General features: G+C 71.7%; 15 protein-coding genes. 11 read left to right on the top strand and 4 right to left on the bottom strand.

Features of this window, described 5'->3' with window-relative positions; genetic code table 11:
- Window positions 1-36: 36 nt before the first annotated feature.
- The 5 genes from ASG91_RS21220 (at window position 37) to ASG91_RS20220 (ending at window position 2,426) form a co-directional block, all read left to right on the top strand.
- Window positions 37-246: a hypothetical protein gene (locus ASG91_RS21220; protein WP_056922788.1), complete on the top strand. Its 210-nt coding sequence runs from the start codon at window positions 37-39 to the stop codon at window positions 244-246.
- A gap of 53 nt (window positions 247-299) precedes the next feature.
- Window positions 300-650 carry a TadE family protein gene (locus tag ASG91_RS11445; protein ID WP_056922787.1) on the top strand — a complete coding sequence of 117 codons (351 nt, stop codon included), beginning with the start codon at window positions 300-302 and terminating at the stop codon, window positions 648-650.
- Entirely contained in the window at window positions 647-1,114 is a 468-nt protein-coding gene (locus tag ASG91_RS11440) for a TadE/TadG family type IV pilus assembly protein (RefSeq protein WP_235545573.1), read from the top strand. Before ASG91_RS11445 ends, ASG91_RS11440 begins: the two co-directional genes overlap by 4 nt.
- Window positions 1,115-1,191: 77 nt before the next feature.
- The gene (locus ASG91_RS11435) at window positions 1,192-1,608 is read left to right on the top strand and encodes a pilus assembly protein TadG-related protein (RefSeq protein WP_056922785.1); all 417 of its coding nucleotides are present in this window, start codon (window positions 1,192-1,194) and stop codon (window positions 1,606-1,608) included.
- A gap of 161 nt (window positions 1,609-1,769) precedes the next feature.
- The gene (locus tag ASG91_RS20220; RefSeq protein WP_082594109.1) at window positions 1,770-2,426 is read left to right on the top strand and encodes a septum formation family protein; all 657 of its coding nucleotides are present in this window, start codon (window positions 1,770-1,772) and stop codon (window positions 2,424-2,426) included.
- Between the two features lie 34 nt (window positions 2,427-2,460).
- On the opposite strand, the gene ASG91_RS11425 is transcribed toward ASG91_RS20220, so the two are convergent.
- Window positions 2,461-3,705 (bottom strand): hypothetical protein, encoded by a 1,245-nt coding sequence (locus ASG91_RS11425; RefSeq protein WP_157606312.1) that lies wholly within the window; start codon window positions 3,703-3,705, stop codon window positions 2,461-2,463.
- 94 nt (window positions 3,706-3,799) lie between these two features.
- Entirely contained in the window at window positions 3,800-3,922 is a 123-nt protein-coding gene (locus ASG91_RS21355; RefSeq protein WP_255358316.1) for a hypothetical protein, read from the bottom strand.
- Window positions 3,923-4,383: 461 nt separating this feature from the next.
- On the opposite strand from ASG91_RS21355, the gene ASG91_RS11420 reads away from it, so the two are divergent.
- Window positions 4,384-11,142 carry a hypothetical protein gene (locus tag ASG91_RS11420; RefSeq protein WP_157606311.1) on the top strand — a complete coding sequence of 2,253 codons (6,759 nt, stop codon included), beginning with the start codon at window positions 4,384-4,386 and terminating at the stop codon, window positions 11,140-11,142.
- Entirely contained in the window at window positions 11,142-15,050 is a 3,909-nt protein-coding gene (locus ASG91_RS11415; protein WP_056922781.1) for a hypothetical protein, read from the top strand. Before ASG91_RS11420 ends, ASG91_RS11415 begins: the two co-directional genes overlap by 1 nt.
- Before the next feature lie 45 nt (window positions 15,051-15,095).
- On the opposite strand, the gene ASG91_RS11410 is transcribed toward ASG91_RS11415, so the two are convergent.
- Window positions 15,096-16,913 (bottom strand): HNH endonuclease signature motif containing protein, encoded by a 1,818-nt coding sequence (locus tag ASG91_RS11410; protein WP_157606310.1) that lies wholly within the window; start codon window positions 16,911-16,913, stop codon window positions 15,096-15,098.
- A 383-nt stretch (window positions 16,914-17,296) separates the two neighbouring features.
- Between ASG91_RS11410 and ASG91_RS11405 the strand changes: the two genes are divergently transcribed.
- Together ASG91_RS11405 and meaB are read left to right on the top strand one after the other, a co-directional pair.
- A complete protein-coding gene (locus ASG91_RS11405; protein WP_056922779.1) occupies window positions 17,297-18,511 on the top strand; it encodes an acetyl-CoA C-acetyltransferase in 1,215 nt (404 codons plus the stop codon).
- 3 nt (window positions 18,512-18,514) lie between these two features.
- Window positions 18,515-19,477: a methylmalonyl Co-A mutase-associated GTPase MeaB gene (meaB, locus tag ASG91_RS11400; protein WP_056922778.1), complete on the top strand. Its 963-nt coding sequence runs from the start codon at window positions 18,515-18,517 to the stop codon at window positions 19,475-19,477.
- A 79-nt stretch (window positions 19,478-19,556) separates the two neighbouring features.
- Here the strand turns inward: meaB and ASG91_RS11395 are convergent, their stop codons facing one another.
- Entirely contained in the window at window positions 19,557-20,021 is a 465-nt protein-coding gene (locus ASG91_RS11395) for a group II truncated hemoglobin (RefSeq protein ID WP_056922777.1), read from the bottom strand.
- An 89-nt stretch (window positions 20,022-20,110) separates the two neighbouring features.
- Between ASG91_RS11395 and ASG91_RS11390 the strand changes: the two genes are divergently transcribed.
- Together ASG91_RS11390 and ASG91_RS11385 are read left to right on the top strand one after the other, a co-directional pair.
- The gene (locus ASG91_RS11390; RefSeq protein ID WP_056922776.1) at window positions 20,111-21,652 is read left to right on the top strand and encodes a serine/threonine-protein kinase; all 1,542 of its coding nucleotides are present in this window, start codon (window positions 20,111-20,113) and stop codon (window positions 21,650-21,652) included.
- Between the two features lie 10 nt (window positions 21,653-21,662).
- The gene (locus ASG91_RS11385; protein WP_056922775.1) at window positions 21,663-23,351 is read left to right on the top strand and encodes an FAD-dependent oxidoreductase; all 1,689 of its coding nucleotides are present in this window, start codon (window positions 21,663-21,665) and stop codon (window positions 23,349-23,351) included.
- The last annotated feature ends 8 nt before the right edge of the window (window positions 23,352-23,359 follow it).

The raw sequence follows: 23,359 nt of genomic DNA, 5'->3' as shown, positions 1-23,359 counted from the left end.
CCCGGTGACGCCTTTGCAGCCCACGAGAGGAACGCCATGACCCGTCTCCACCGAACCCTGCTGCGGTCGCAGCTCGCCCTGGCCCGAGCCACCCGTCGGGTCTATGCCCGAGGTGAACGCGGCGACGTCCCCGGATGGGTGCTGATCACCCTGATGACCGCCGGGCTCGTGGCGGTGCTGTGGGCTGTGGCCGAGGACCAGCTCAAGGCGCTCTTCACGGACGCCCTCGACAGCGCGCGTCGCTGACCGTCGTGGTACCTGTACCTGCTCTCCGGCCGCACGGTGAGGCCGGGTCGGCGGTGGCGGACTTCGTCCTCGTCTCGGCGCTGGTGTCGGTCCTGTTCGTCGCGGTCCTCCAGGTGGGGCTCACCCTCCACGTGCGGAACACGTTGATCTCCTGCGCCTCGGAGGGTGCGCGCCTCGGGGCGCGTGACGGGTCCAGCCCGGAGGAGGGGGCTGCCCGGACCCGGGCGCTCATCTCGACGTCGCTGTCGGCACGGTTCGCGAGGGACGTGTCCGCGGGCGTGACCGTCGACGGTGGCGTGCAGGTGGTGGCGGTCCGGGTCCGGGCGCCGCTGCCGGTCCTCGGACCCCTCGGTGTCGACGACGGCTTCGACCTCGTCGGGCATGCCTTCATAGAGGCGCAGTGAGCACTGCGATGCGTCGTCGGCTGGCCGCACGCTGCGGCCCGCCCGACAGCGGCAGTGCCGTGGTGGAGTTCGTGTTCCTCACCGTGCTGTTGATGGTGCCGTTGTTCTACCTCGTGATGACGGTCTCGCGAGTTCAAGCCGGCTCGTATGCCGCGTCGACCGCGGCGCGCGAGGCCGGGCGCGCGTACGTCACGGCTCGCGCCCAGGACTCGGCAGAGGAGCGGGCCCACGCTGCAGCCCGGGTGGCCTTCGAGGACCAGGGATTCGGCCCCGCTGACGCGCAGCTGGCGATGGTCTGCGACGGGGACCCCTGCCTGCGACCGGAAGGACGGGTGGAGGTGACCACGACGATCGTGGTCCCGCTGCCGCTGGTGCCGTCGTTCGCGCGACGAGTGGTGCCGCTCGACGTGCCGATCACGGCCAGCCACCTGGCCGTGGTCGACCGCTTCCGGGGCGAGCGGTGAGGCCGGGTGCCGCCGATCGGCCGTGGTGGCCCCGGTCGGTCCGCCGGGGCCGTCATGGGCGATCCGAGTCCGGCCAGGTGACGCTGCTGGTCCTGGGCTTCAGCGTCGTCGCGATCCTGCTCATCGTGGGGACGGTGGCGGTGACCTCCGTCCAGCTGTCGCGGATGCGCCTGCTCGACGTCGCCGACGGGGCGGCCCTCGATGCCGCCGACTCGCTCGACGTCGGCGCCTACCACCAGGGCCTCGGGGGTGCTGTCTTACTCAGCGACAGCACCGTCCGCCACACCGCGGTCGACTACCTCGCGCAGCGACCGCGACCCGAGAGCTTGCTCGGCTGGGAGGTGGTTGGCGGCACGGGAAGCCCGGACGGGGAGACCGCCGTGGTGCGGATCTCGGGTGAGGCGAGGGTGCCGCTGGTCGGCGGGTTGCTGGAGTCGGTCGGCGGCTCGGTCACGATCACCGTGGAGTCACGGGCCCGAGCAGACCTGGGTTAGCCACGAGCATGATCCCCGTCGGGAGGGCGACGCCAGTGGTGCGCCGCGACGCAAGGAGGGGGAGGCAGCCGTAGCGCCTCAGTCGATTGCAGTACGTGCGGATACCCGCGTTTCACTAAAGTTGCGGCTAGGGAATGGTCTGAGCCGGAAGGAGCCAGACGATGCCCCGCGATCCATCCCTTTCGCCTGAGCCGGAAGGCCAGCAGACGCCGGGCGTGCGAGTGCGGCCACGCGGCCTCAAACAACTCGCGACCAGTGCGGCGGGGATCGCCGCCGGCGTCCTGGGCTACGTCTTGGTGGCAGGAGGCGGCCCTGAGACAGCGGCTCCCGACCTGCCAGTTGGTGACCTGGGCACGAGCTCCACCGTCGGTCAGCAGACTGCATCTGTCGCTGTTACGGACAGGTCTGCGTCAGGCTCCAACCAGCCGACGGCGATACTCCTGAAGCCCAAGAAGGTCTGGTGGCATGACCTGAGATCCACCATGTGCATCCGTGTGCCTGAGGACCAGGGCTTCATCAACGTCACCGTGGTCGACTGCCGTGCGGAACATCAGGCTGAGGTGATGGGTCGCGCTGCGCTGTCTGGTCCCAAGAAGTGGCCGGGTGACGAGGCGATGGACACCATGGCGTTGCAGAAGTGTAGGGAGGCATTCGAGCCATACATCGGACTTAGCTTCGACGAGTCGGCGCTCGACATGGACTACTTCACCGCCGACCGCGAAGGCTGGCAGGTCGGAGACCGTACGGTGGTGTGTCTCGTGTTCGACCCCAACGACGACGGGGCCAGCAATAGAGCGCTGCGGGGCGTCCGGGAGTAGCCCTGCGCCGAGCGGTTGGTGCGGCGGGACCTCATCATTGACGCTGCCGATGGCCATCCAGCATCGTTGTCAGTGCGTGACGGACATCGACGAGATAGGTCCCAGGGTCGATGGCACCGGTGGGTGACTCTGCTGGTAACCGCCGGCCCTCACGTGTCACGAAGACGAGTTTGTGGAAGTCCAGACCGAACCCGTTGGCGGGCAATCCCTCGAACTCGATGGACTCGAGGTGAGACCAAGGGATGATCACCTCCCGGAAGGTGTTGGTGATGATGACACCGCTCTGGTTTGCCACCAGCCCCACCCGAAACTGAAGCGCGGCCACCCATGCGAGCAGGACGCCGCCGAGGCCGAGCGCGACGGGCGCGAAGGTGTCCAGCGTCGACCTCGATTCCCCGATGGCCATCGCGACCATGAGGAGCGACAGGGCAAGAAGGATGCCACCCCACCAGCGCGGCCCTCTGGGTCGTATGGATAGCTGAAGCGGCGCTTGACCTCCCCCCTGGTCCGAGCCCGGAAAGTGTCTCGTGGGAGGGGCGCCGTGGTGGCGACGAGTTGGCGGCCACCCATCCTCAGAGGCAACGGTCTGCCCGGCTGCCTCCAGCGATTCGGGAGGTCTCGCCCGCTGGTCGAGCCAGGTGACCACGAGCGGGATGGCGATCGCGCCGATGAGCACGATAGGTACGGCCACCCATGATTCCAGGTGCTTGGCGATCGCAACGCCCAGGGCTAGGAGTCCAGCCCCAACGACGGCAGCAATGCGGCTTCCCACGGGCTTCGGAGCCGGCTCGGGGTCCGGTCCGGGTGGCTCGGAAAGCTGGCCCTCCGAGATGGCATCCGTTGACGAGCTGGACGGCACGGTGGTCGCCAACTGGTCGACCCCTGGTGGCATGGCCTGTCTCCAGTGCTCCGGCGTGAGGCTCCTGCTGCCGATCTGGCTGCGCACGACGACGTAGAGGACCCACCAGACGGCCATGCCGGCAGCGCCCGGTAGGACCGCACCGGACATCCCGCCGCCATCGGCGTAGCCCAGGGCACCCGTTCCTACGCCCACGGTGACCAAGCCCGCCATGCCGGGGTGCTCCGAGGCATGTCCGACGCCCCTGTGTCGGATGCGGTGGTGGGCAGCGGCAAGGACCAGCACGCACCCTAGGTAGGCCAACAGCAGCACCACCAGAAATCCGGTCAGCCCCTCGCTCCCTGCAGCGCTGGTGCGGTCCCTCAGAGCCGCGACCACCCACACCACGGTGGCCGAAGAGATCGCTATCACCGAGGTCAAGAAGGGATGGTTCTTGCTCCACCGCGCGATCCGATCACGATACTCCGGTCGGTCCGTGACCGAGTGATCGTCGGGAACGCCCTCTCGTAGCCGCTCAGCCGTGCGAGACGCCGCCGAGGACGCGCCAGGAGCCACCGCGGAGCAGCTGGATGAGCTCCGCGCGCTCGACCTCTGAGAGGGTCCGGGCGTCGTCGTTCTGGTGGCTGGGGTTGCGCATGCGTGAAGGGTAGCTACGCCGAACGAGGCCACGCGTCACCCCGCGGTGGGACACCGAAAGTCCACCAAAAAGGTGAGAGGACCGGGACGAAAGGCCGACGGGCGTTATCGGGACACAACGGCACATGTCGGGCGCCGGCCGTGAAGACCGTTGGGCGTTGACGATTTTCGACACCCGCTGGCGGGGAAGGCTCGGTGCCGTGAATGTCGAGGTTTGCGTCGTGGGGGATGGCGGTTCTGTGACAGGTCGTTGACCGTCGAGTCTCGCCACTGGTTACCTGCAGGGAGCACCACTGGCTTGCATTCGCTTGGAGTGGCTACGAGGGGACCCGCAGCCAGCTTCGCACCGGGCGGCACCCGTGTGCCGTCCTCCTGAGGTTCGCGCCGCCCCCGGGGAGGTGTGCTGTGACGCTGTGGGACGACGTTCCCTCGAGCGCGCGGAACTCCGGTGCCCTCGACCAAGTGCGACCCCTCCTGCAGGGCCTGACCGGCACCGACGACGGCCTGCAGACCGACGACGACGGCACCTGGCACGTCTACACGGCCACCGGCACCTGGCCGACCCCGATCACCCTCGACCCGGGCTCGGGTGGCTTCGGCAACGGCGGCACCACCTCGACCACCCCGATCGAGTTCCCCGACCCGAGCGTCAGCGTCGAGCTCGGCCTGCACCAGACCGGCGGGGTCGGTGACGGCGGCTGGCGGGTCACCCTGCGGGTGCCGATCGTGCTGGTGCGGCTGCCGTTCCTGCGCGGCGCCGAGCTCGACGGCCAAGGGCAGCTGCGGGCCAACGGCCTCCCCGTCACGTTCACGCTGCCGTCACTGCGGATCCGCGCCAAGCAGCTCGCCGGCCAGTCCGTCGGCGTCGAGCTGCTGTCGGCCGAGACCGGTGGCACCCCGGTCGACCACATCTACGAGTTCATCTCGATGAACCCGCCCTACGCGCTCGTCGGCCCCTCCGACGTCGTCGGCTTCGCCTTCCGCACCGCTGTCCTCGACCTGTCCGGCACGGCCGGCCCCAACGTCCCTGCCGTCCCGGCCGAGGCCCGCTCGATGCCCGCCGACTGGCAGGGCTTCTACCTCCCCGAGGCACGGCTCTTCGTCGCCCCGACCGGGCTGACCGGCCTCGCCGTCAGCGCCGGCGTGCGCAGCCTCTGGATCGGTCTCGGCGTGCACGCGGGCGTCACCGGCATCTTCGAGGCCGAGGTGGTCAACCGCGGCGCGGCGCCGGTCATCACGGTCAGCTTCCGGACGGCGTCAGGGGAGTGGATCGGTGACCCCGGCACCGGCGCCGCCGAGCTGCCGGAGCACGCGACCCTCTTCGTCGACACGGCCGGGGGGCTGGCCCCGATCACCATCAGCATCAGCGTCGACGGCGTCGTCACCGCCGACGACCGGGTCGAGCTCACCGTCCCCTCCAGCGGCAACCTCAGCATCACGGTCACGGCTACCCCCGGCACGGGCTCGCCGACCACCCGCACCTTCACCGTGGTCCGCCGCAGCGCGCCCACAGGCGCCGGCTCGGGCTCGTCGACGGTCACGGTCACGCCGACGAACAGCCGGCCGCACGGCATACGCAGGGTGTCGGAGACCGCCACCCACGTGAAGCTGACGACCGACCCACCGGTGGCCGCCAACTGGACCTGGGCCGGTGGAGGGGCCGGCCCATCGGTGCAGGCCGACGTGCCGGTGGCTGCCGGCGCGCGGGTCGACGTCACGGCCACCCTGCCGCCCACCCAGCCGCAGGCGGTCGACGCGTTCTTCCGGTTCGCCAAGCCGGATCCCTTCAACACCAGCACCGGCGCCCCCAACAACTGCGCCGTCTGTGGGCGCCCCGCCACCCCGGTGCACCTCTTCGCCACCAACTCCGACAACGTCGGCACCGCCCGCGCACCGGCCCAGGGCGCCGCGCCCACCGGAGGTGCCCTGCTCGACGCGATCACCGCGCAGGTCGTCACCGAGATCGGCGCGGCCACCGCGCTGACCGTCAAGGGGTACGCCTCGTGGGAGGGGCCGCAGCACGACTCCGCGAGCGACGCGACCTACAACCGGCTGCTCAGCGAGCGACGCCGTGACGTGCTCGTCGAGCTGTTGCTGCACAAGGGGTTCACCAACGTCACGGCCGGTGCAGCGGATGGCTTCACCCAGGCCAAGGCCCAGACGACTTCGGCGGAGGGAACCACCCCGCCACCAGCCGCCGGCAGCGGCGCCTGGTGGCGGGCTCGCGCCACCACGGCCGGCAACGGCCAGGAGACCATCACCGCCCGGGTGGAGCGAGTCGTGCGGCCACCGGCCCGCGAGGTGGACCGTACGCCGCCGACCGGTGGTCGCCCTGACTGCTTCCGCAAGCTCGGGGTCCGGGTCGAGCTGCTCCGCAGCACCTTCATCCGGGCGGAGGTCTACGGCGAGTTCGACATCGAGACGGCCGCCGAGACCGCCCTGCGCCAGCACTCCCAACCCGCGCTGCGCAACGGCCCCCGCAACCCGTCCGACGGGATCTGCAACTTCCTCGTCCGGCTCCGGATCGCCGAGGACCGCGAGTCGTGGTTGGTCAGTGCCGAGTTCCGCGCGGCCGAGGCCGACCTCGACGGACTCGCCCAGATGGACCTGGCGCACTCCAACCCCAACGCCCTCAACGTCTTGGGCGCGCTCAGCGTCCTCGCGCCGCTCAGCTCCGCTGCGGCCGAGCTGTCACCCGCCGCCGGGGCGCTCGTCTCGATCGGCAGCATCGCCCTGGGCGCGAGCAGCCTGATCAACACCCAGAAGCTGATCCTGCGCGGCGGCGAGCTCGTCGTCAGCCAGGGCATCATCGCCTCCGACGGCTCGGCCACCGTCGACCCGCGCGGCACCACGGTCAGCGTGCTGCTCGACATCGAGGTCACGTTCACCTTCGACCTCGGCATCGTCAAGGTGAACCCGGCGCACCCGGTCACCACGCGCTACAAGGCGATCGGCGTGCGGTCGTCGTGGAACACCGCCCCCGACCCAGCCCACCCCGGCCACATCGACTACCTGCCGATCCCGGTCTTCGACCCCAGCAAGGGCTACACCCTCGACATACCCGCCGGTGCCCTCAGCGCCAGCCCGCCGCTCGACGAGCTGCTGCGGGTGCTGGGCTTCCGGGTCAGCCGCGACAACCCCACCTACATGGAGGTCGAGGTCGGCCTCGGGCTCGACCTCGGCATCGTCACCGTCGACACGGTCCGCGTCAGGGCCCGGCTCGACGGGCCGTTCGAGATCACCCTGACCAAGCTGGCCGCCTCGCTCGAGGTGCCGGGGGTGCTGCACGGCAAGGGGTCGCTGGAGTTCACGCCGTTCGGGTTCAAGGGCTACTTCGACCTCACCGTCACGCCGATCAATCTGCGCGCCAGTGCGGTGCTCGCGGTCGAGACCAAGAACGGTGTCACCGGCGTGCTCATCGGCGCCGAGGTCGAGCTGCCCGTGCCGCTGCTGCTGGGCAACTCGGGGCTGGGGATCTACGGCTTCCTCGGCGGCGTCGGCATCAACTACGCGCGTGACGAGTCCCCTTACGCCACGAGGCCCGTCCCCTCGCTCGACTGGCTCCAGGCGCAGCTCCAGCGCGGCCACGTCATGCACCCCGACGGGTGGACCCACACGGCCGGCTCCTACGCGTTCGCGGCGGGCATGCTGCTCGGCACCGTCGACGGCGGCTTCGTGGTGCACCTCAAGGGCATCATCCTCATCGAGGTGCCGGGGCCACGGCTGCTGCTGGTGATGAAGGCCGACGTCCTCAAGCTGCCGCCGGTGCTCAAGGACGCCAGCCAGAGCGCCACCTTCCTCGCCGTCCTCGACATCGACTTCGGCCGGGGCACGATCACGCTCGGCATCGTCGCGGCATACGAGATCCAGAAGCTGCTGAAGATCCGGGTGCCGGTCACGGCGTTCTTCGACACCCGCAACCCCCAGAACTGGCTGGTCGACCTCGGGTCCTACGACGACCGGGTCACCATCGAGGTGCTCGACGTCATCAAGGGCAGCGGCTACCTCATGGTGCACGGCAACGGGATCAGCATCCCGGTGCTCCCGCCGGTCACGGGTGGCATGGCCATCGCCACCGGCTTCCACATCAGCTGCGTGCTCATGGGCAGCAAGAGCATCGGGCTCTACCTCGAGGTGGCCGGTGGCTTCGACGCGATCCTCGGCTTCGACCCGTTCTTCCTGGCCGGCAAGATCTACGTGCGCGGCGAGCTGCGGCTGTTCATCATCAGCATCGGGGCCAGCGCCGAGCTGGACGTCCTCGTCGGTCGCACCACCCCGAGCAGCCCCGACATCACCTACGTCCACGGTGAGGTCTGTGGCGAGGTCGACTTCTTCTTCTTCTCCGTCAAGGGCTGTGTCTCGCTCACGATCGGCACCCAGCCCTCGGAGACGCTCACCCCACCGCCCCTCGTCGCCGGCGTCAGCCTGGTGTCGCGCTCGCCCGCCCTCGTCGAGGGCACCGGGGCCGAGCGCGCCATCGACGGCAAGCTCGCCGACGCCTTGCGGACCGGCGTCAGCGGCACACCCCCCTCGGTGCCGCTGGACGCCATCCCGGTCGTGCTGTTCAACACCGCCCCCAACGTCGGCGGTCAGGTCATGGGGGGCACCCCGCTCGGCAACAGCGGCGCCCGGCCGTGGGTGCGACTCGGCGACCGCTGGTGGACCTACGAGATCACCTCTGTCACGCTCACCGGCGACCTCCAGCCCGCACCCCCGGCCGGCAAGACCCCGAGCTCGTGGTGGAAGCAGACCTCACCCGCCGACCCGTCGTCCGGCCCCGCGCTCGCCCTCCTCAACTGGCTGCCCACGCCGTTCAGCCGTGCGCTGCCCTACGGCGAGGCGCTCACCACCAGCGTCACCGACCGGTGGGGGACGGTCTGCAACCCGGCCGCCCCACCCGCGCCGGTGCTCTGGACGTTCGACGGCAAGCCGCCCGGTCCGAGCAGCGTCGGGTGGGACCTCGACGGCATCCCGTGGCCTGACCCGCCCGACACCCTGCGCACCCGGCCGGTCCACGGCGAGTGCGACGTCACCGAGGCGTGGCGCTCCGGCGACCCGGCCATCGACATCCTCCAGGGCACCACACCCGCCGTGGTCGTCGGCGACTCGGTGCGCTGCTGCAAGCCCCGTCGTGGCCGCGACGTCCCCAACCCCCTCAAGGCGTGGGTCGCGACCGCGGGCTCGGACTGGTCGACCCGGGCGACGGGCAACGACGACAGCGCGCTGGGCGAGGTCGCACAGGCGCTCGCCGCCGGTGCCAGCCTCGGCGACGTGCAGGCCGTGCGGCTAGCGCAGGGCTGGGACCCGCAGCTCAACCCGGCGGCGACCGCGGCCAGCGCGACCCTCGCCGTGACCCCCGCGGCGGCGACGACCGGGCTCGGCTGCGAGGGTCGCATCCTCCGCTCGCCGGTGCGCGACTCCGACCAGCCCGCACCGATGGGCACCGAGGAGGACATGGACCGCGTCAAGCGCGCCTGGGACCGCCTCAAGTTCACCCCCAGCGACCTGCGCGACACCCTGCGCGTGCGCCCGGACGGCGGTGCGGGCGACCTGACCATGCTGCTGCTCGTGCCCGAGGAAGTCTTCATGCAACGCCTCGTGGTGCGCTGGCTCGACGAGAAGGGCACCGTCCTCGACCAGCGTGCGCTCGACAGCGACGACCGCCTCGACAGTGACAACCCTCTGCCGGCCGCGTGGGTCGACGGCGACGGCCCGTGGTTCGACCCGGTATGCCGCGCCGGCCAGGTCGCGGCGCGCGTCGCCTCCCGGGCGACCTGGCCGCACACCCTGCTGCTCGTGCACTCGCGCGACGTCCAAGGTGTGGCGACGGTCGAGATCGGTTGGGACGCAACGCGTTTCCCGAAGGACCAGCAGCCGCCGGCGTTCTACCTCGTCGCCATGACGGGCATCCTCACCAGCGAGGCCACCCGCTGGTCGTGGGACACCTCGGTCGTCACCAGCGAGCAGGAGGCCATCTCCACCGCCCTCACCCAGGACCCCGACGACCACGCGCTGCTCGTCCCGGGTCGGGCCTACACGGTGGCCGTCAACTGGCGCGCCGCCTCGGTCAAGCAGGACACCCAGCCGACCTCCGCGCCGTCGTGGGACGGCGGGCACACCGACAGCTACCGGTTCACCGCTGACGGGGCCGACGAGTCGCCGAAGGACCTCTCGCCGTGGCTGCTCGCGTCCGCGCCCGGCATGGACGACGTCGGCGTCCTGTGTGCCGAGCCGATCCGGATCGCCCTCGCCACGCAGAACGTCGCGGCCCTCTTCGACGCCTACGACAAGGAGCTGCGGGTCATCGTCCTGTCGGCCTCCGGCAAGCACCCCGCGCCTCCCGGTGGCGGGGCCCCCGGCACCGGCTTCACGATCCCGCTGGAGGCGGACGGCATCCACCTCAAGAAGCTCAAGGGCCTGGCCGTCTCGACGCCCTGGGAGGAGGCCGTCCTCGAGGTCCTTGGCGAGGGCCAGCGGTGCATCGACATCAGCGGCGAGCGGGTGCGGCACGACGTGCTCGAGCTGCCCTACGACCTCGAGCCGCTCACCGACTACCTCATCGACGTCCACGCCGTGCCGAAGGGATCACCGGCCAGCGCCCGCGGCCTGGTCCACCGGATCGGCTTCACCACCAGCGCCTTCGGCACCGTCGCGCAGCTGGCGAACCTGCTCCGGGAGGCGCGCTGGCGGCATACCGTGGTGCCGGCGATCGGACCACTCACGGCGCTGCCGGACGCACCCACCGGTGACCAGCTCGACACGGCCTTCCAGGCCGCCGGGCTCACCACACCCCAGACGCCCGTGGCGCCGATGGTGCAGGTGCTGTGGTCGACCGACGCCACGCCCGCACCGCTCGCGCTGGTCGTCGAGTGCAGCGAGACGTTGTGGCGGTCGCGGCTGATGCCCACGCAGGTGCAGGGCCCGATCGACTCCGTCGACCCGACGCACCACTGGTGGGCCGCGCGGATGACCGACTGGCTGTCGCTCAAGCCCAGCACGGCACCCGCACCGGCCGGTTCGCTCCCCGCCGCCGGGATCACCCGCATCATCCGTGGGCCCGGCCTGGGGCGCGCCGTCGTCCTCCTCGCCCCCGGAGCCCGCGGCACCCGCGCCGCCCTCGACCTCGTCGTCGCCGCGGACGCCCTCGCGGGCAGCGCCGAGTCCCGGGCTGTGGCCGTGGACGTCCCGCTGCAGCGCGCACCCTGGGAGGAGGAGCTCTGATGGCACGCAGGTCAGACTCGTCGCGGTTCCGCGCCAAGGCCGTCCGGCTGCCCTGGGCCACCCTCGCCGCGCGCCAGCGGGAGCTGGCACGACAGTTCGACCTCGACCTCGACCTCGGTGTGGCCGACTCGGGCGCGTTCGGGACACACGCCCTGACCCACGTCGCCCCGCGCGCTGCCCTCGCTCCCGAGTTCGACGACCGCCAGCTCAAGCTGCGCTCGCTCGACATCCACCTCAGCTGGGCGTGCGGACCGGCGCTCGGGGTGCCGCGTGGCCCCTTCACGGTCTGGACGCGCAGCCCGAAGGACGCACCCAAGCGCGCGCGGATCTCGGTCTCCGGCGACAGCATCCCGTTCGTCACGTGGGGACCGGTCGAGGCCGGCTGCGTGCGGGTCACCTGCCGGCCCCTGGACCCGTCGTCACCTGTGGCGGTCTACCTCTTCCGCACCGGTGAGGACGCGGACTACGCGGTTGCGGCCGGGTCGGTCCAACCCGTCAACGCCGACCCGCTCAGCATCACGGTCCGCACCTCGGGCGCGACCTACGCCAAGGTCTGGAACGGCACCGACATCAGCGTGGCGATCCAGCCGCTGGCCGACATCGTCGACGACCCGAGCTGGACGCCGCTCGAGGTCGTCGGCCTACCCGTCGACCAGCCCGGGGCAGGGTTCGAGTACGACACCAGCGACCAGGGGCCGGTCGCGACCCCGATGTCGCCGGTCGACGCCGCCGTGCACCGGCTCCTGCGTGGCGGGCCGCCGATCGGCTGGGGGCCGGTCACCCAGGCCGGCCGGATCGCCCCGCCGTGGGCCGCGCCCGACCCCAAGCTCCTCGTCGAGGAGGTCCGTCGCGACCTGTTCCCCGAGCTCCCACCGATGTACGACCTGTCGGTGCGCGAGTACCAGCAGTTCGCCGTCACCAGCCCACGCACCGTCGACCCGCCGCAGCAGGACGGGAAGTACTCGTCGATGACGACCCAGGCCGACACCGGACCGTGGCCGATGCTCATGCTCCCCGCGCTGAGTGACCCGTTCCTCAACCTCGCCACCGGGTTCGGGGCGTCGTACACGATGGAGCGGCTCGACGACCTCCAGGTCTCGGTGGGTCACTGTGACTTCCTGGTCACCGGCAAGTACTCGCGGCTCGCCCCGCCGGACCGCGGAGGTGCCGAGTTCGCGGCCTACGCCCCGGCCCCGGACCCGCACCTCGTGGTGCCGACGCCGACCGCGCTGCTGTCCGAGCGGGCCGGTCTGGTCGGCCCGATCACCGCCGACGCGCCCTGGCGCGAGTCGATCCGGCTCACCTGGGACCGGGTGCCCAAGAACGCCGCCGCGTCGCCGGTCACCGAGTCGGCGCTCGCGCGCTACGAGCTGGGGAATGCCAGCCCGGCCCAGTCGCTGCTGCCCAAGCGCGACGCCGGGGGAGACCGACCCCTGCTCATCAGCCCGGACGGCTCCGAGGGCAACACCGGCTTCAACCGGGTGGCGCTCGTCGACGGTGGCCAGGAGATCGTGATCGGCAGCGGCGGGCGGCACGTCGGCTACGCGGTGGCGGTGAGCGATGTGCACGGCATGTGGTCGCCGTGGCAGGACGTGCCGTGGGACGGCACCGAACCGGCGCCGCAGCCGACCCGCCTCATCTCGGTCGCCCTCGACACCCACTACGCCGGGAGCCCCAGCTGCCCGGGCACCCTCAAGGCCGAGGTGGCCGTCGAGTGGCTCGAGCGCACACCCACCCAGGTCGACATCGTCGCGATGTACTTCCCCATGGCGGCGGCGACCGACGTGCCGCCGTTCGGGATGTCGCCGGCCGCTCCGACCCCGGTCGGCTGCTTCCGTCGCGACCTCGGCTTCACCTTCGCCGGGGACACGCCAGTGCCGAGTGGGTGCACGGTGCAACCCCTCAGCGCCGACGGCACCGAGGCGGTCACCCCCGGACCGGGCCAGGGCGACGGCGGACGCCGGTATGCCGTGGTGGCAGCCGTCCCGTCCCTCGACTTCGGGAGCACCTCCCGGTGGGGCGTGCAGGTGTGGGCGCGGCGGCACCTGCTCGTCGGGTCGAGCCCGACCCGGTGGTCGCCGGTGGACCCGAACCCCGCGCGCACCAGCGCTGCCAGCCCCGTGCCCGTCCTCCCGCTGCCGCCGCCACCGCTGCCCGGCGTGCCGCTCGGGAGCACCGTCGACGCGCAAGGATGCAGCCACGTGCGCGTTGCGTGGTCCCTGCCCGGCGGTGCCGACGTGCGCACCTGCATCATCTGGGAGGTCAACGAGACGTCGCTGCGCCAGCGGGCCGGGCTGCCCGCGCGCCCACCCGACTCGACCCTGCCGGGCCAGCGGCTCGTCGACCTGCGGACCGCGTACGACGCGATGACCCCCACGCAGCGCCGCGCGTCGTTCCGTCGGCTGGTCGAGGTCGACGGGGCGGTGCGCTCGCACGACGTCACGCTGCCGAAGGGGTCCAACGACATCCACCTCTTCATCGTCACCACGATGACGAAGACCGGCATCGAGAGCCCTTGGCCGTCGAGTGGCACTCCGCACGAGCACTTCCAAGCCGTCATGGCACCGCGGCTGCGCCGCCCCGCGCCCCCGGTGACGCGACCGTCCATCGCCGTCGACGGCACCGTCACCATCGCTCTGTATGCCGCGAGCTCCATTGCGGTGCAACGCTTCCGGATCTACCGCACCACCTCCGAGGAGGCGGCCAGGGAGGTCTCGACGATGGGACCGGCCTTCGCCGACGCGGTCGTGACCACGGTCCCGCTGCCGACCGAGGTCGACCCGGTGCTGGGCCAGCCGATCTACTCCGCGACCTGGACCGGCAGCCTGCCAGGCCGGTGGGACCAGTGGCTGCTGCGCGCCGTCGCGGTGCCCGTCGACGTCGTCCCGCAGAAGGGCGAGCGCGGGCTGCCGTCTGCGGCCTCCGACGTGGTCGGGCTGCTCGTGCCACCCGGACCTCCCGAGCTCGAACCGCTCGCCGCCGACGTCTGGGGCGGTGACCACCGCGGCGTGGTCGTGCGGACCGCCACGACGGCACCACCTCGAGTGCTGCCGGCTGGCGTCCACCGAATCGACGGCGACGCGGGCGCCCAGCCGATCGCGTCGGTCGAGCTGCAGGCGGTGCCGACGACCCCGCTCACGAGCGCCCCCGCGGCCGCTGCGACCACGCCGGTGCTCGAGCAGGGGACCAGGGTGACCGGCCGCTCACCGTTGGCGCTGTGGTTCACCCGACCGGTCGCCGCCGACCCGGTGGACGTCCGCGTGCGGCTGGTGGACCCCTTCGGCCGAGAGGTCGTCCGCGAGCTGACCGTGCCCGGCTGGGTGCCCCCACCCCCGGATGTGACGGTCTCGATCGTCGACGTGTTCGCGATCGTCGGGCGAGGCGTCCACGTGGGCATCATCACCGACGCGAGCTATCGCCGCCGGCCGCCCTACGTGATGGAGATCGTCGCCCAGCAGCGGCTGCTCGCCCCGCTCCCGATGCCCATCAACCCCGCGCCCATCGCGCCCATCGGCCCCGGTGTACCTCGGCGGGTCGTGCCCGGCCCGCTCGACCCCGGAGCCCTGCCGGCCGGACCCGGCGCACCCGCACGGTCGCCCGGACGAGTCCCGGGCGAAGGGGTCCGGCCCGGTGGTCCGTTCCTGCCTCGCGAACCCTTCCGGCCGCCGATCGGTCCGGCCCTGCGGCCGCGGACCCTCAGCGGGTCGTTCCCGCTCGACGAGATCCCGCTGGCCGGCGATGGCTTCCCCCGGACGACGGAGATCGTCGTCGTGCGCAACCGGCTGCGCCGCGGACTCAACCCGCCGCCGCCCTACGAGGCGTTCATCCCGCTGGCCGGACCACTGCGGATCACCGTCTCCATCATCACGCCGGACGGCCAGCGGGTCACCGACGTCTACACCGACTGACGTCGGACGGTGGACAGACTGACACCGGGCGCCGACAGCGTGACGTCAGGCGGCGAGGGCCAGCTGGCGTTCGAGGTGACGTTCGAGGGCTGATGGCCAGCTCGCCGGATCACTCAGTGCCGACGGCGCAGGCGCACGGTCTGGGCTGGTGTCAGCCTTTTCGGCGTGGTCAGCGGCGACGAAGTCAGAGTTGGCGTGGTCGAGGCGAGCCCAGTCCGCCGGCGCCGAGGGCGTCGTCGGGCTCTCGGGCGGGTCGTCGGGGAGACAGCGCTCGGCGTGGAGGAGGTCGGCCGGCGTCATGCCCACCGGCAGCCCCGGCAACCAGCCCCGACGCAGGTCGTGCAGCCGGTCGGGGTCCAGCCGGTCAGTGAGGCGCAGGTCCTCGCGGATGCCGTGCGGCCGTGGTTCGGTGACCCAGCTGCGGCCGTCGGGCGCGCGCCAGGTGGCCGTGCCGTCACCGGCCAGGCCCAGGGTCCACCCACCGTGGTGCTTGAACCCGTGGTGGGTGCGGCACAGGCAGACCAGGTTGGCCGGGTCGGTGGGACCGTTGGGGAACGCGATGACGTGGTCGAGGTCGGTGTTGCGCGCCGGCGTGTGGCACCCGGGGAAGCGGCACCCACCATCCCTCGACCTGACCCGACGCCTGACCGAGGCGCTCGGTCGGTAGCTGGTCGGGTCCTGCACGATCGACCCGTCAGGGTCGAGACGGGTGAGCCGCAGCGTGACGTCGGGGTCGCTCAGGAGTCGGGCGACGGACTCGGGAGCGAGTGCGCCGTGCCGGGGGTCGTCGACGACTCCGGGGATGACCCAGCGGACGCCCTGACCCTGCTCGGCGCCAGGAACCTCGTCCGCGGTTGCCGTGCCGGTCGAGGTCACCGCCTCATCCGAGGTCGCCGCCACGTCCGAAGGTGCCGCCTCCTCGCCGGACTCCGCCGCGACCAGCACTGCCGCGGTCGGGAGGGCCGGCACCAGAAGCTCGACCACCGTCGACACCTCGGCGCTGGAGAGCACCAAGTCGGTCAGCGCATCCGCCCGTGCGGCGTCGATCGGGGTGCCGGGGTTGGCCCGCGCGTACTGCCCGGCAAGCGCGTCGACGGCCGCAGCCATCTGCTGGCTCGCGTCGGCGGGGAGCGTCACCACCCAACGAGCCATGCCCGGGTTGCCGCGGTCGGGCTGGATGACGACCCGGCGGGCGTCCCGGGCCCTGGCCTCGGAGGTCTCCTCGCTGCTCGGGTCGAGCTCGCGGGCGATCTTGGTCGCCCGGCTCGTCAGCTCGGACCGCGACAGCTCGCGGACCCGGTCGGACACCACGACGTACTCGCCGGTGACCTCGTCGACCGAGGACTCCAGCACCAGGGCCTCGAAGGCGCCGCGCAGCTCTGCCGGCACTGACAGACCAGCCTCGACCACGACCTCGGTGCGGCGACGCTCGAGGTCGCCGTCCCAGGCGGCGTCGAACGTGGCGCCGAACTCGCAGGCCAGCCACCGGGCAGCGACCAGTCGCCGCTGCACCGTGCGGGTCGCGCAGTGCAGGGCGGGGGACAGGGTTGAGGCCACCAGCCCGTGGGTGTCGATCCCGGCGGCCCCCACCGGCAGGTCTGACTCCTCGAGTCGTCGGAAGTGGTCGTCCTCGACGCGGCTGGCCATGGTGTCCATGGCGAGCGACTGGCGCGCCTCGATGGCGGCCGTGACGCGCTCGCAGGCGATGACGTAGGCCTCCGCCTCGACCCGGTCCAGGCCTGCGACGTCGGACTTCGAGAGCGAGCACACCGCTGCGGCCAGGGTGTCGGGGTCGACGTCGCGCACCAGGGCAGCGGTGACCACCCCGGAACCGAAGATGATCGCCGCCGGTGCTGCCGTCACCAGTCGCTCAGCCCTGACCACGCCTCCCACAGCCATCACCCCCCCGGGTCGCTTCCCAATTCATTCGAACGTGTGTTCGAAGTCTAGGTGACGGAGGGGCAACTGGTCAACCCCTGTCGACCAACCGATTCGGCTGTCGCGCAACCGGATTCGCCATGCTGCGCAGGGCTCGGGTATGCCGACGACAGCCTGGCCGCGGCCCGAGCCAGGGCCGCCCGCGTGCCGGCGCGCAAGGCCCCACGAGCGCAGGCAGGGTGGGCTGGGAGGCCACCACGCGGCATACCCGAGTGTGGTCAGCACCACCAGCCCGGGCGGACCCGGGCGCGGCCCGCCGCATTAGAGTGAACGGAGGTAATCCCCAATGGCGCTGGAGGCCTCCAACCATGTCTGACCGTCCCGTTTCCGTCATCGTCGCGGGTGCCCGCACGCCCATGGGCCGCCTGCTCGGCTCGCTCAAGGACTTCTCGGGCGCAGACCTCGGCGGCTTCGCCATCAAGGGCGCCCTCGAGAAGGCCGGGGTCAGCCCCGACCAGGTCGACTACGTGATCATGGGCCAGGTGCTGCAGGCCGGCGCGGGTCAGATCCCCGCGCGCCAGGCCGCCGCCAAGGCCGGCATCCCGATGACCGTCCCCGCGCTGACCATCAACAAGGTCTGCCTCTCGGGCATCAACGCCATCGCGATGGCCGACCAGCTGATCCGCGCCGGCGAGTTCGACGTCGTGGTAGCCGGTGGCCAGGAGTCGATGACCAACGCGCCCCACCTGCTCGAGAAGTCCCGTGAGGGCTTCAAGTACGGCGACGTCACGATGCGCGACCACATGGCCTTCGACGGCCTCTGGGACGCGTTCACCGACCAGGCCATGGGGCTGCTCACCGAGCAGGCCAACACCGGCGACCAGGCGTTCACCCGCGAGCAGCAGGACGAGTTCAGCGCCCGCAGCCACCAGCTCGCCGCGCGCGCCTGGAAGGACGGCCTCTTCGACGACGAGGTCGTCGCGGTCTCCATCCCGCAGCGCAAGGGTGACCCGCTCGAGTTCAAGACCGACGAGGGCATCCGCGCCGACACGACCACCGAGACGCTCGGCAAGCTGCGTCCGGCCTTCTCCAAGGACGGCACCATCACGGCCGGCTCGGCGAGCCAGATCAGCGACGGTGCCGCCGCGGTCGTGGTCATGAGCAAGGCGAAGGCGGAGGAGCTCGGGCTCACCTGGATCGCCGAGATCGGCGCCCACGGCGTCGTCGCCGGACCGGACTCGACGCTCCAGCAGCAGCCCGCCCGCGCCATCGCCAAGGCCTGCGAGCGCGAGGGCATCACGCCCGCCGACCTCGACCTCGTCGAGATCAACGAGGCGTTCGCCGCCGTCGGCCTGGCCTCCGCCAAGGAGCTCGGCATCGACGTCGACAAGGTCAACGTCAACGGTGGCGCGATCGCGCTCGGCCACCCGATCGGCATGTCCGGCGCCCGCATCGCCCTCCACCTCGCGCTCGAGCTGGGACGACGTGGCGGCGGGATCGGCGCGGCTGCCCTCTGTGGTGGTGGCGGCCAGGGCGATGCGCTGATCGTGCGCGTCCCACGGACCTCCTCCGACAGCGCCTGACGCTTGGCTCCCCGCACCGTCGACGTCCCTGCCCTGGTCGAGTCGGCCAGGGCAGGGTCGCCTCGCGCCGTCGCGCGGTTGATCTCCCTCGTCGAGGACGGCCATCCCGCCCTCCGCGAGGTGATGGCAGCGCTCGCCCCCCACTCCGGGCAGGCGCACATCATCGGGATCACCGGCAGTCCCGGCGTCGGCAAGTCCACCTCGACGAATGCCCTCGTCGGCGCTCTTCGCAAGCAGGGCAAGCGAATCGGCATCCTCGCGGTCGACCCGTCGTCACCCTTCTCGGGCGGCGCGCTGCTCGGAGACCGCGTGCGGATGCAGGACCACGCCCTCGACCCCGATGTCTACATCCGCTCGATGGCGAGCCGCGGACACCTCGGCGGCCTGTCGTGGACGACGCCGCAGGCCCTGCGGGTGCTCGACGCAGCCGGGTGCGACGTGATCCTCGTCGAGACCGTGGGAGTCGGGCAGTCGGAGGTCGAGGTGGCCGGTCTGGCCGACACGACGATCGTCCTGCTGGCGCCGGGCATGGGTGACGGCATCCAGGCCGCCAAGGCGGGCATCCTCGAGATCGGCGACGTGTTCGTCGTCAACAAGGCCGACCGTGACGGCGCCGACGCCACGGTGCGCGACATCCGCCACATGATCTCGCTCGGCGACCGCACCGAACCCGGGCTCTGGCGCCCACCGGTCATCAAGACCGTGGCGCAGCAGGGGCAGGGCATCGACGAGGTCATCGAGGCGATCGAGAAGCACACGTCGTGGATGGAGGAGTCCGGCACCCTGCGCGAGCGCCGGATCCGCCGGGCCGGCGACGAGATCGAGTCGATTGCCCTCCAGGCGCTGCGCGCCAAGATGGGCGACCTGCGCCACGGCAACGGGGTCGAGGAGCTCGCCGCCGCGGTCGTGGACGGCACGACCGACCCGTATGCCGCCGCCGACCAGGTCGTCGACGCCCTCGCCTGACCTCCCCCGGCCGTTGTTCGGAGGATCCACCGGGTCCAGGCACGGCGGATCCTCCGAACAACGGGCGCGGGTGGGGTCATCACCGGCCGGAGGTGACCAGCCCGTCCCAGTCCCAGCGCGGCATACCGAAGCCGTCGGGGACGGTGGCGCCCTCGTCGTGGAACTCGTTGACGTCGGCGACCGCCCACTCCATGTAGGCCCGCAGGGCCGCGCGGAACTCGGGGTCGGCGGGCAGGCCCACGTCGTCTGCGGCGGCCACGAAGCAGTCGACGAACCGGGGCCCGAGCTCCAGCATGCCGGGGCCGTTGCCGGCGTGCAGCCGGAGCAGCGACGAGTGGTCGCTCAGCTGCTCGGAGAAGCGCGGCGGCCCACCCAGCACCTCGGCCCAGTAGGCGGCCAGGCGCTCCACGTGGTGCGGGTTCAGGTCTTCCTTGCTGAACGGGTGGTTGAGGAGGGGGTCGGCGACGCACCGCTCGTGGTGCGCACGGGCGAGGGCGAGGAACGCCTCGTCGCCCCCGGCGAACTCGTACAGGGTCGGCCGCATCTCCGGAGCGTGGCACGGGGGTCCCGCCGAGTGTCAAGGAACAGCCGCGGCGAATAGGGTGATCGTCGGACCCCATCGAAAGGACCCCAGTGCAGCCCCAGGTCATCGCCGGACGCTACGAGGTGGTCCGTCCCATCGGCAGCGGCGGGATGGGCACGGTGTGGCTGTGCCTCGACACGGTGCTCGGTCGAGAGGTCGCCGTGAAGCAGATCGGTGCCCTGCCGGGCGAGCCGGCTGCGGCCGCGCGGGCCATGCGGGAAGCGCGGATCGCGGCGTCGCTCAACGACCCGCACGCCGTCGGGGTCTTCGACGTGGTCGACGAGAACGACTCGCACTGGCTGGTCATGGAGTACGTCGAAGGGCAGAGCCTCGCCGAGCGGATCCGCGACGTCGGCGCCCTGCCCCCGACCCGGGTCGCTGAGATCGGCTCGGCGGTGGCGAGTGCGCTCGCGACCGCCCACGAGCGGGGCATCGTGCACCGCGACATCAAGCCCGGCAACATCCTCATCGACCTGGCGGGCACGCCGAAGATCAGCGACTTCGGGATCGCCCGGGCCCACGCCGACGACCAGCTGACCCAGACCGGGTTCATGACCGGCACGCCCGGCTACCTCTCGCCCGAGCTGGCCCGCGGCGGCAATCCGACCCCCGCGTCGGACGTCTGGGCCCTGGGGGCGACGCTCTACTACGCCGTCGAGGGGCAGCCGCCCTACGAGTCGCAGGCCAACCCGCTGGCCACCCTGCAGGCGATCGCGCGCGGCGACGCGCGGCCCGTGCAGAAGGCCGGACCGATGGGTGGCGCCATCGCGGCGATGATGGACCAGGACCCCGAGCGCCGCTGGGACATGGCCACCGCCTCCGAGCGGCTCGACCGGATCGCCCACGGCGACGCCACCATGGCGCTTCCGGCAGGGACGGCGCTGGGTGGGGCTGGGGCCGCTGCCGCCGCCACCGAGGTCCTCGGCACACCCCTCGAGAGCACCCAGCGGCTCGAGACACCTCCGCCGCCCCCGCCTGCACCCCCGCGGGACCAGGCCTACGACGAACGCCGTGATCGCTACGACGACCGTCGTGACGACGGGCGCTCGCGGTCCACCGCCTGGATCGTGGCACTCGTCGTGCTGGCGCTGCTCGCCCTCGGCATCGCCTACGCGCTGACCGACGGCTTCGGCACGAACAGGCCGACCCCCGGCCAGACCACCACGGTGACCTCCACCAAGACGCAGACGCAGACCCCCTCGAAGACGTCGTCGTCGAGCAGCTCGTCGAGCTCGTCGTCGTCCACCACGACGACCACCACGACCGCCGACACGGCCCAGGACGACGCGAGGCTGACCCGGTTCGTCGAGTCCTACTACCGCGACGTCACGAAGGCGAACAAGCGCGACGACACCTTCGCCCAGCTGACGCCGAAGATGCAGCAGGACTCCGACGGGCGCGAGGGGTACGAGACCTTCTGGGACAGCATCGAGTCGGTGGACGTCGGCAACGTCGAGGCCGACTCGGCCAACGACAAGGCAGTCGTCGAGCTGACCTTCAAGCCCAAGGACGGCGACAAGAGCGACGAGACCCACACGCTGACCTTCGTCCAGGACGGCGACTCGTGGCTCATCGACAGCGACAAGCAGTGACGCGAAGGCCATGACCACCCCGGCTCGCGTTCGTCCGGCGATCGTCCTCATCGTCGCGGCCGAACACATCCCCGTGGTCGACAGTGAATTCGGGCGCTACGCAAGGGATTACGACATCCTGTGCGCCGACGACGCGGCCGGTGGGCGCGAGCTGGTGCGCCAAGCGCTCGAGGACCAGCAGCCCGTGGCGTTGCTCGGGGTTGGGTGGACCCTGCCGGGTGTGGAGGTGGGGCTCGACCTGCTCGACGAGCTGCACACCCTGCTGCCGGCCGCCCGCAGGATCTGCCTCACCACCCGGGGCGACTACAACCTCTCGCTGGCCAAGCTCCGGGAAGCGTTGGGGCGCGGGCGGATCGACACCTACCTGCTGATTCCGCAAGGACCCCGCGACGAGGAGTTCCACACCGCCGTCACCGAGTACCTCTCCGACTGGGGCTGGACCGCCTCGACCCCCGAGGTCGAGGGCGTGCAGATCATCGAGGGTGGGTCGCGGGCCGAGGTCGCCCGTATCCGTGACTTCCTCGACCGGATGGGCCTCCCGCACCGGGTCTACTCACCTGACAGCGAGGTCGGCCGACGGGTGCTGTCGGAGCTGCCGTCGGTGCAGAGCGGCGCTTCCCCGGCGTTCCCCGTCGTGGCGTCCGGGGTGATCAACCAGGTCATCGAAGGCGCGACCGCCCGCATGGTGGCGCGCGCTGTCTACGGCTCGCCCCAGACGATGGACGCCGACGACCTGATCGACCTCGTCGTCATCGGCTCCGGACCGGCCGGCCTGGCCGCCGCGGTCTACGGCGCGTCCGAGGGCCTCGACACCGTCGTCATCGAGTCCGACGCCGTGGGGGGACAGGCCGGCACCAGCTCGATGATCCGCAACTACCTCGGCTTCCCCCGCGGCATCTCCGGCATGCGGCTGGCTCAGCGGGCGCGCTTCCAGGCGGCCCGGTTCGGGGCGCGGATCTACACCGGTGTCGCCGCCGAGGGCATCGTCCCCGGGGTGGGGCCGGGCGACCCCCACGTGGTGCGCACCGAGGGTGGTGAGCTGCAGGCGCGAGCCGTGCTGGTCGCCACCGGCGTGACCTACCGGCGGCTCGGCATCGACTCGCTCGAAGAGCTGGTCGGCCTCGGCGTCTACTACGGCGCCGCGACCAGCGCGGCCCGCGAGATGGAGGGGCGCGACGCCTTCGTCGTCGGCGGTGGCAACTCCGCGGGACAGGCGGCGGTCTACCTCGCCCGGTATGCCGCGAGCGTCACCCTCTGTGTGCGTCGCCCCGACCTAGCGGCGACCATGTCCGACTACCTGATCCGTGAGATCGCCTCGACGTCCCGGATCAGCGTCCGGACCACCACGCAGGTCGTCGGTGGCGGAGGCGACTCGTCGCTCCAGTGGCTCCAGCTCAGGGGACCGGACGGCTCCGAGCGGCTCGACGCGGGCGGGCTCTTCCTGCTGCTCGGGGCCGACCCCTGCGGCGACTGGCTGCCCGCGGAGGTCGTCCGCGACGAACGTGGCTTCGTCTACACCGGTCGGGAGGTGCCGATGGAGCACTGGTCCGACGGCCGCCCACCCGCCGCCCTCGAGACCACGGTGCCCGGCATCTTCGCGGCCGGGGACCTCCGGGCCGGCTCGATGAAACGGGTCGCCTCCGCCAGCGGTGAGGGCGCCGCGACGGTCGCCCTGGTCCACGCCTACCTCGCCCCCTGACCCGGAAA

Source organism: Phycicoccus sp. Soil802 (assembly GCF_001429605.1).
GTDB lineage: Bacteria > Actinomycetota > Actinomycetes > Actinomycetales > Dermatophilaceae > Pedococcus.
The sequence above is the reverse complement of the archived record's forward strand: the minus strand, read 5'-3'. Positions and strand labels throughout refer to the sequence as shown.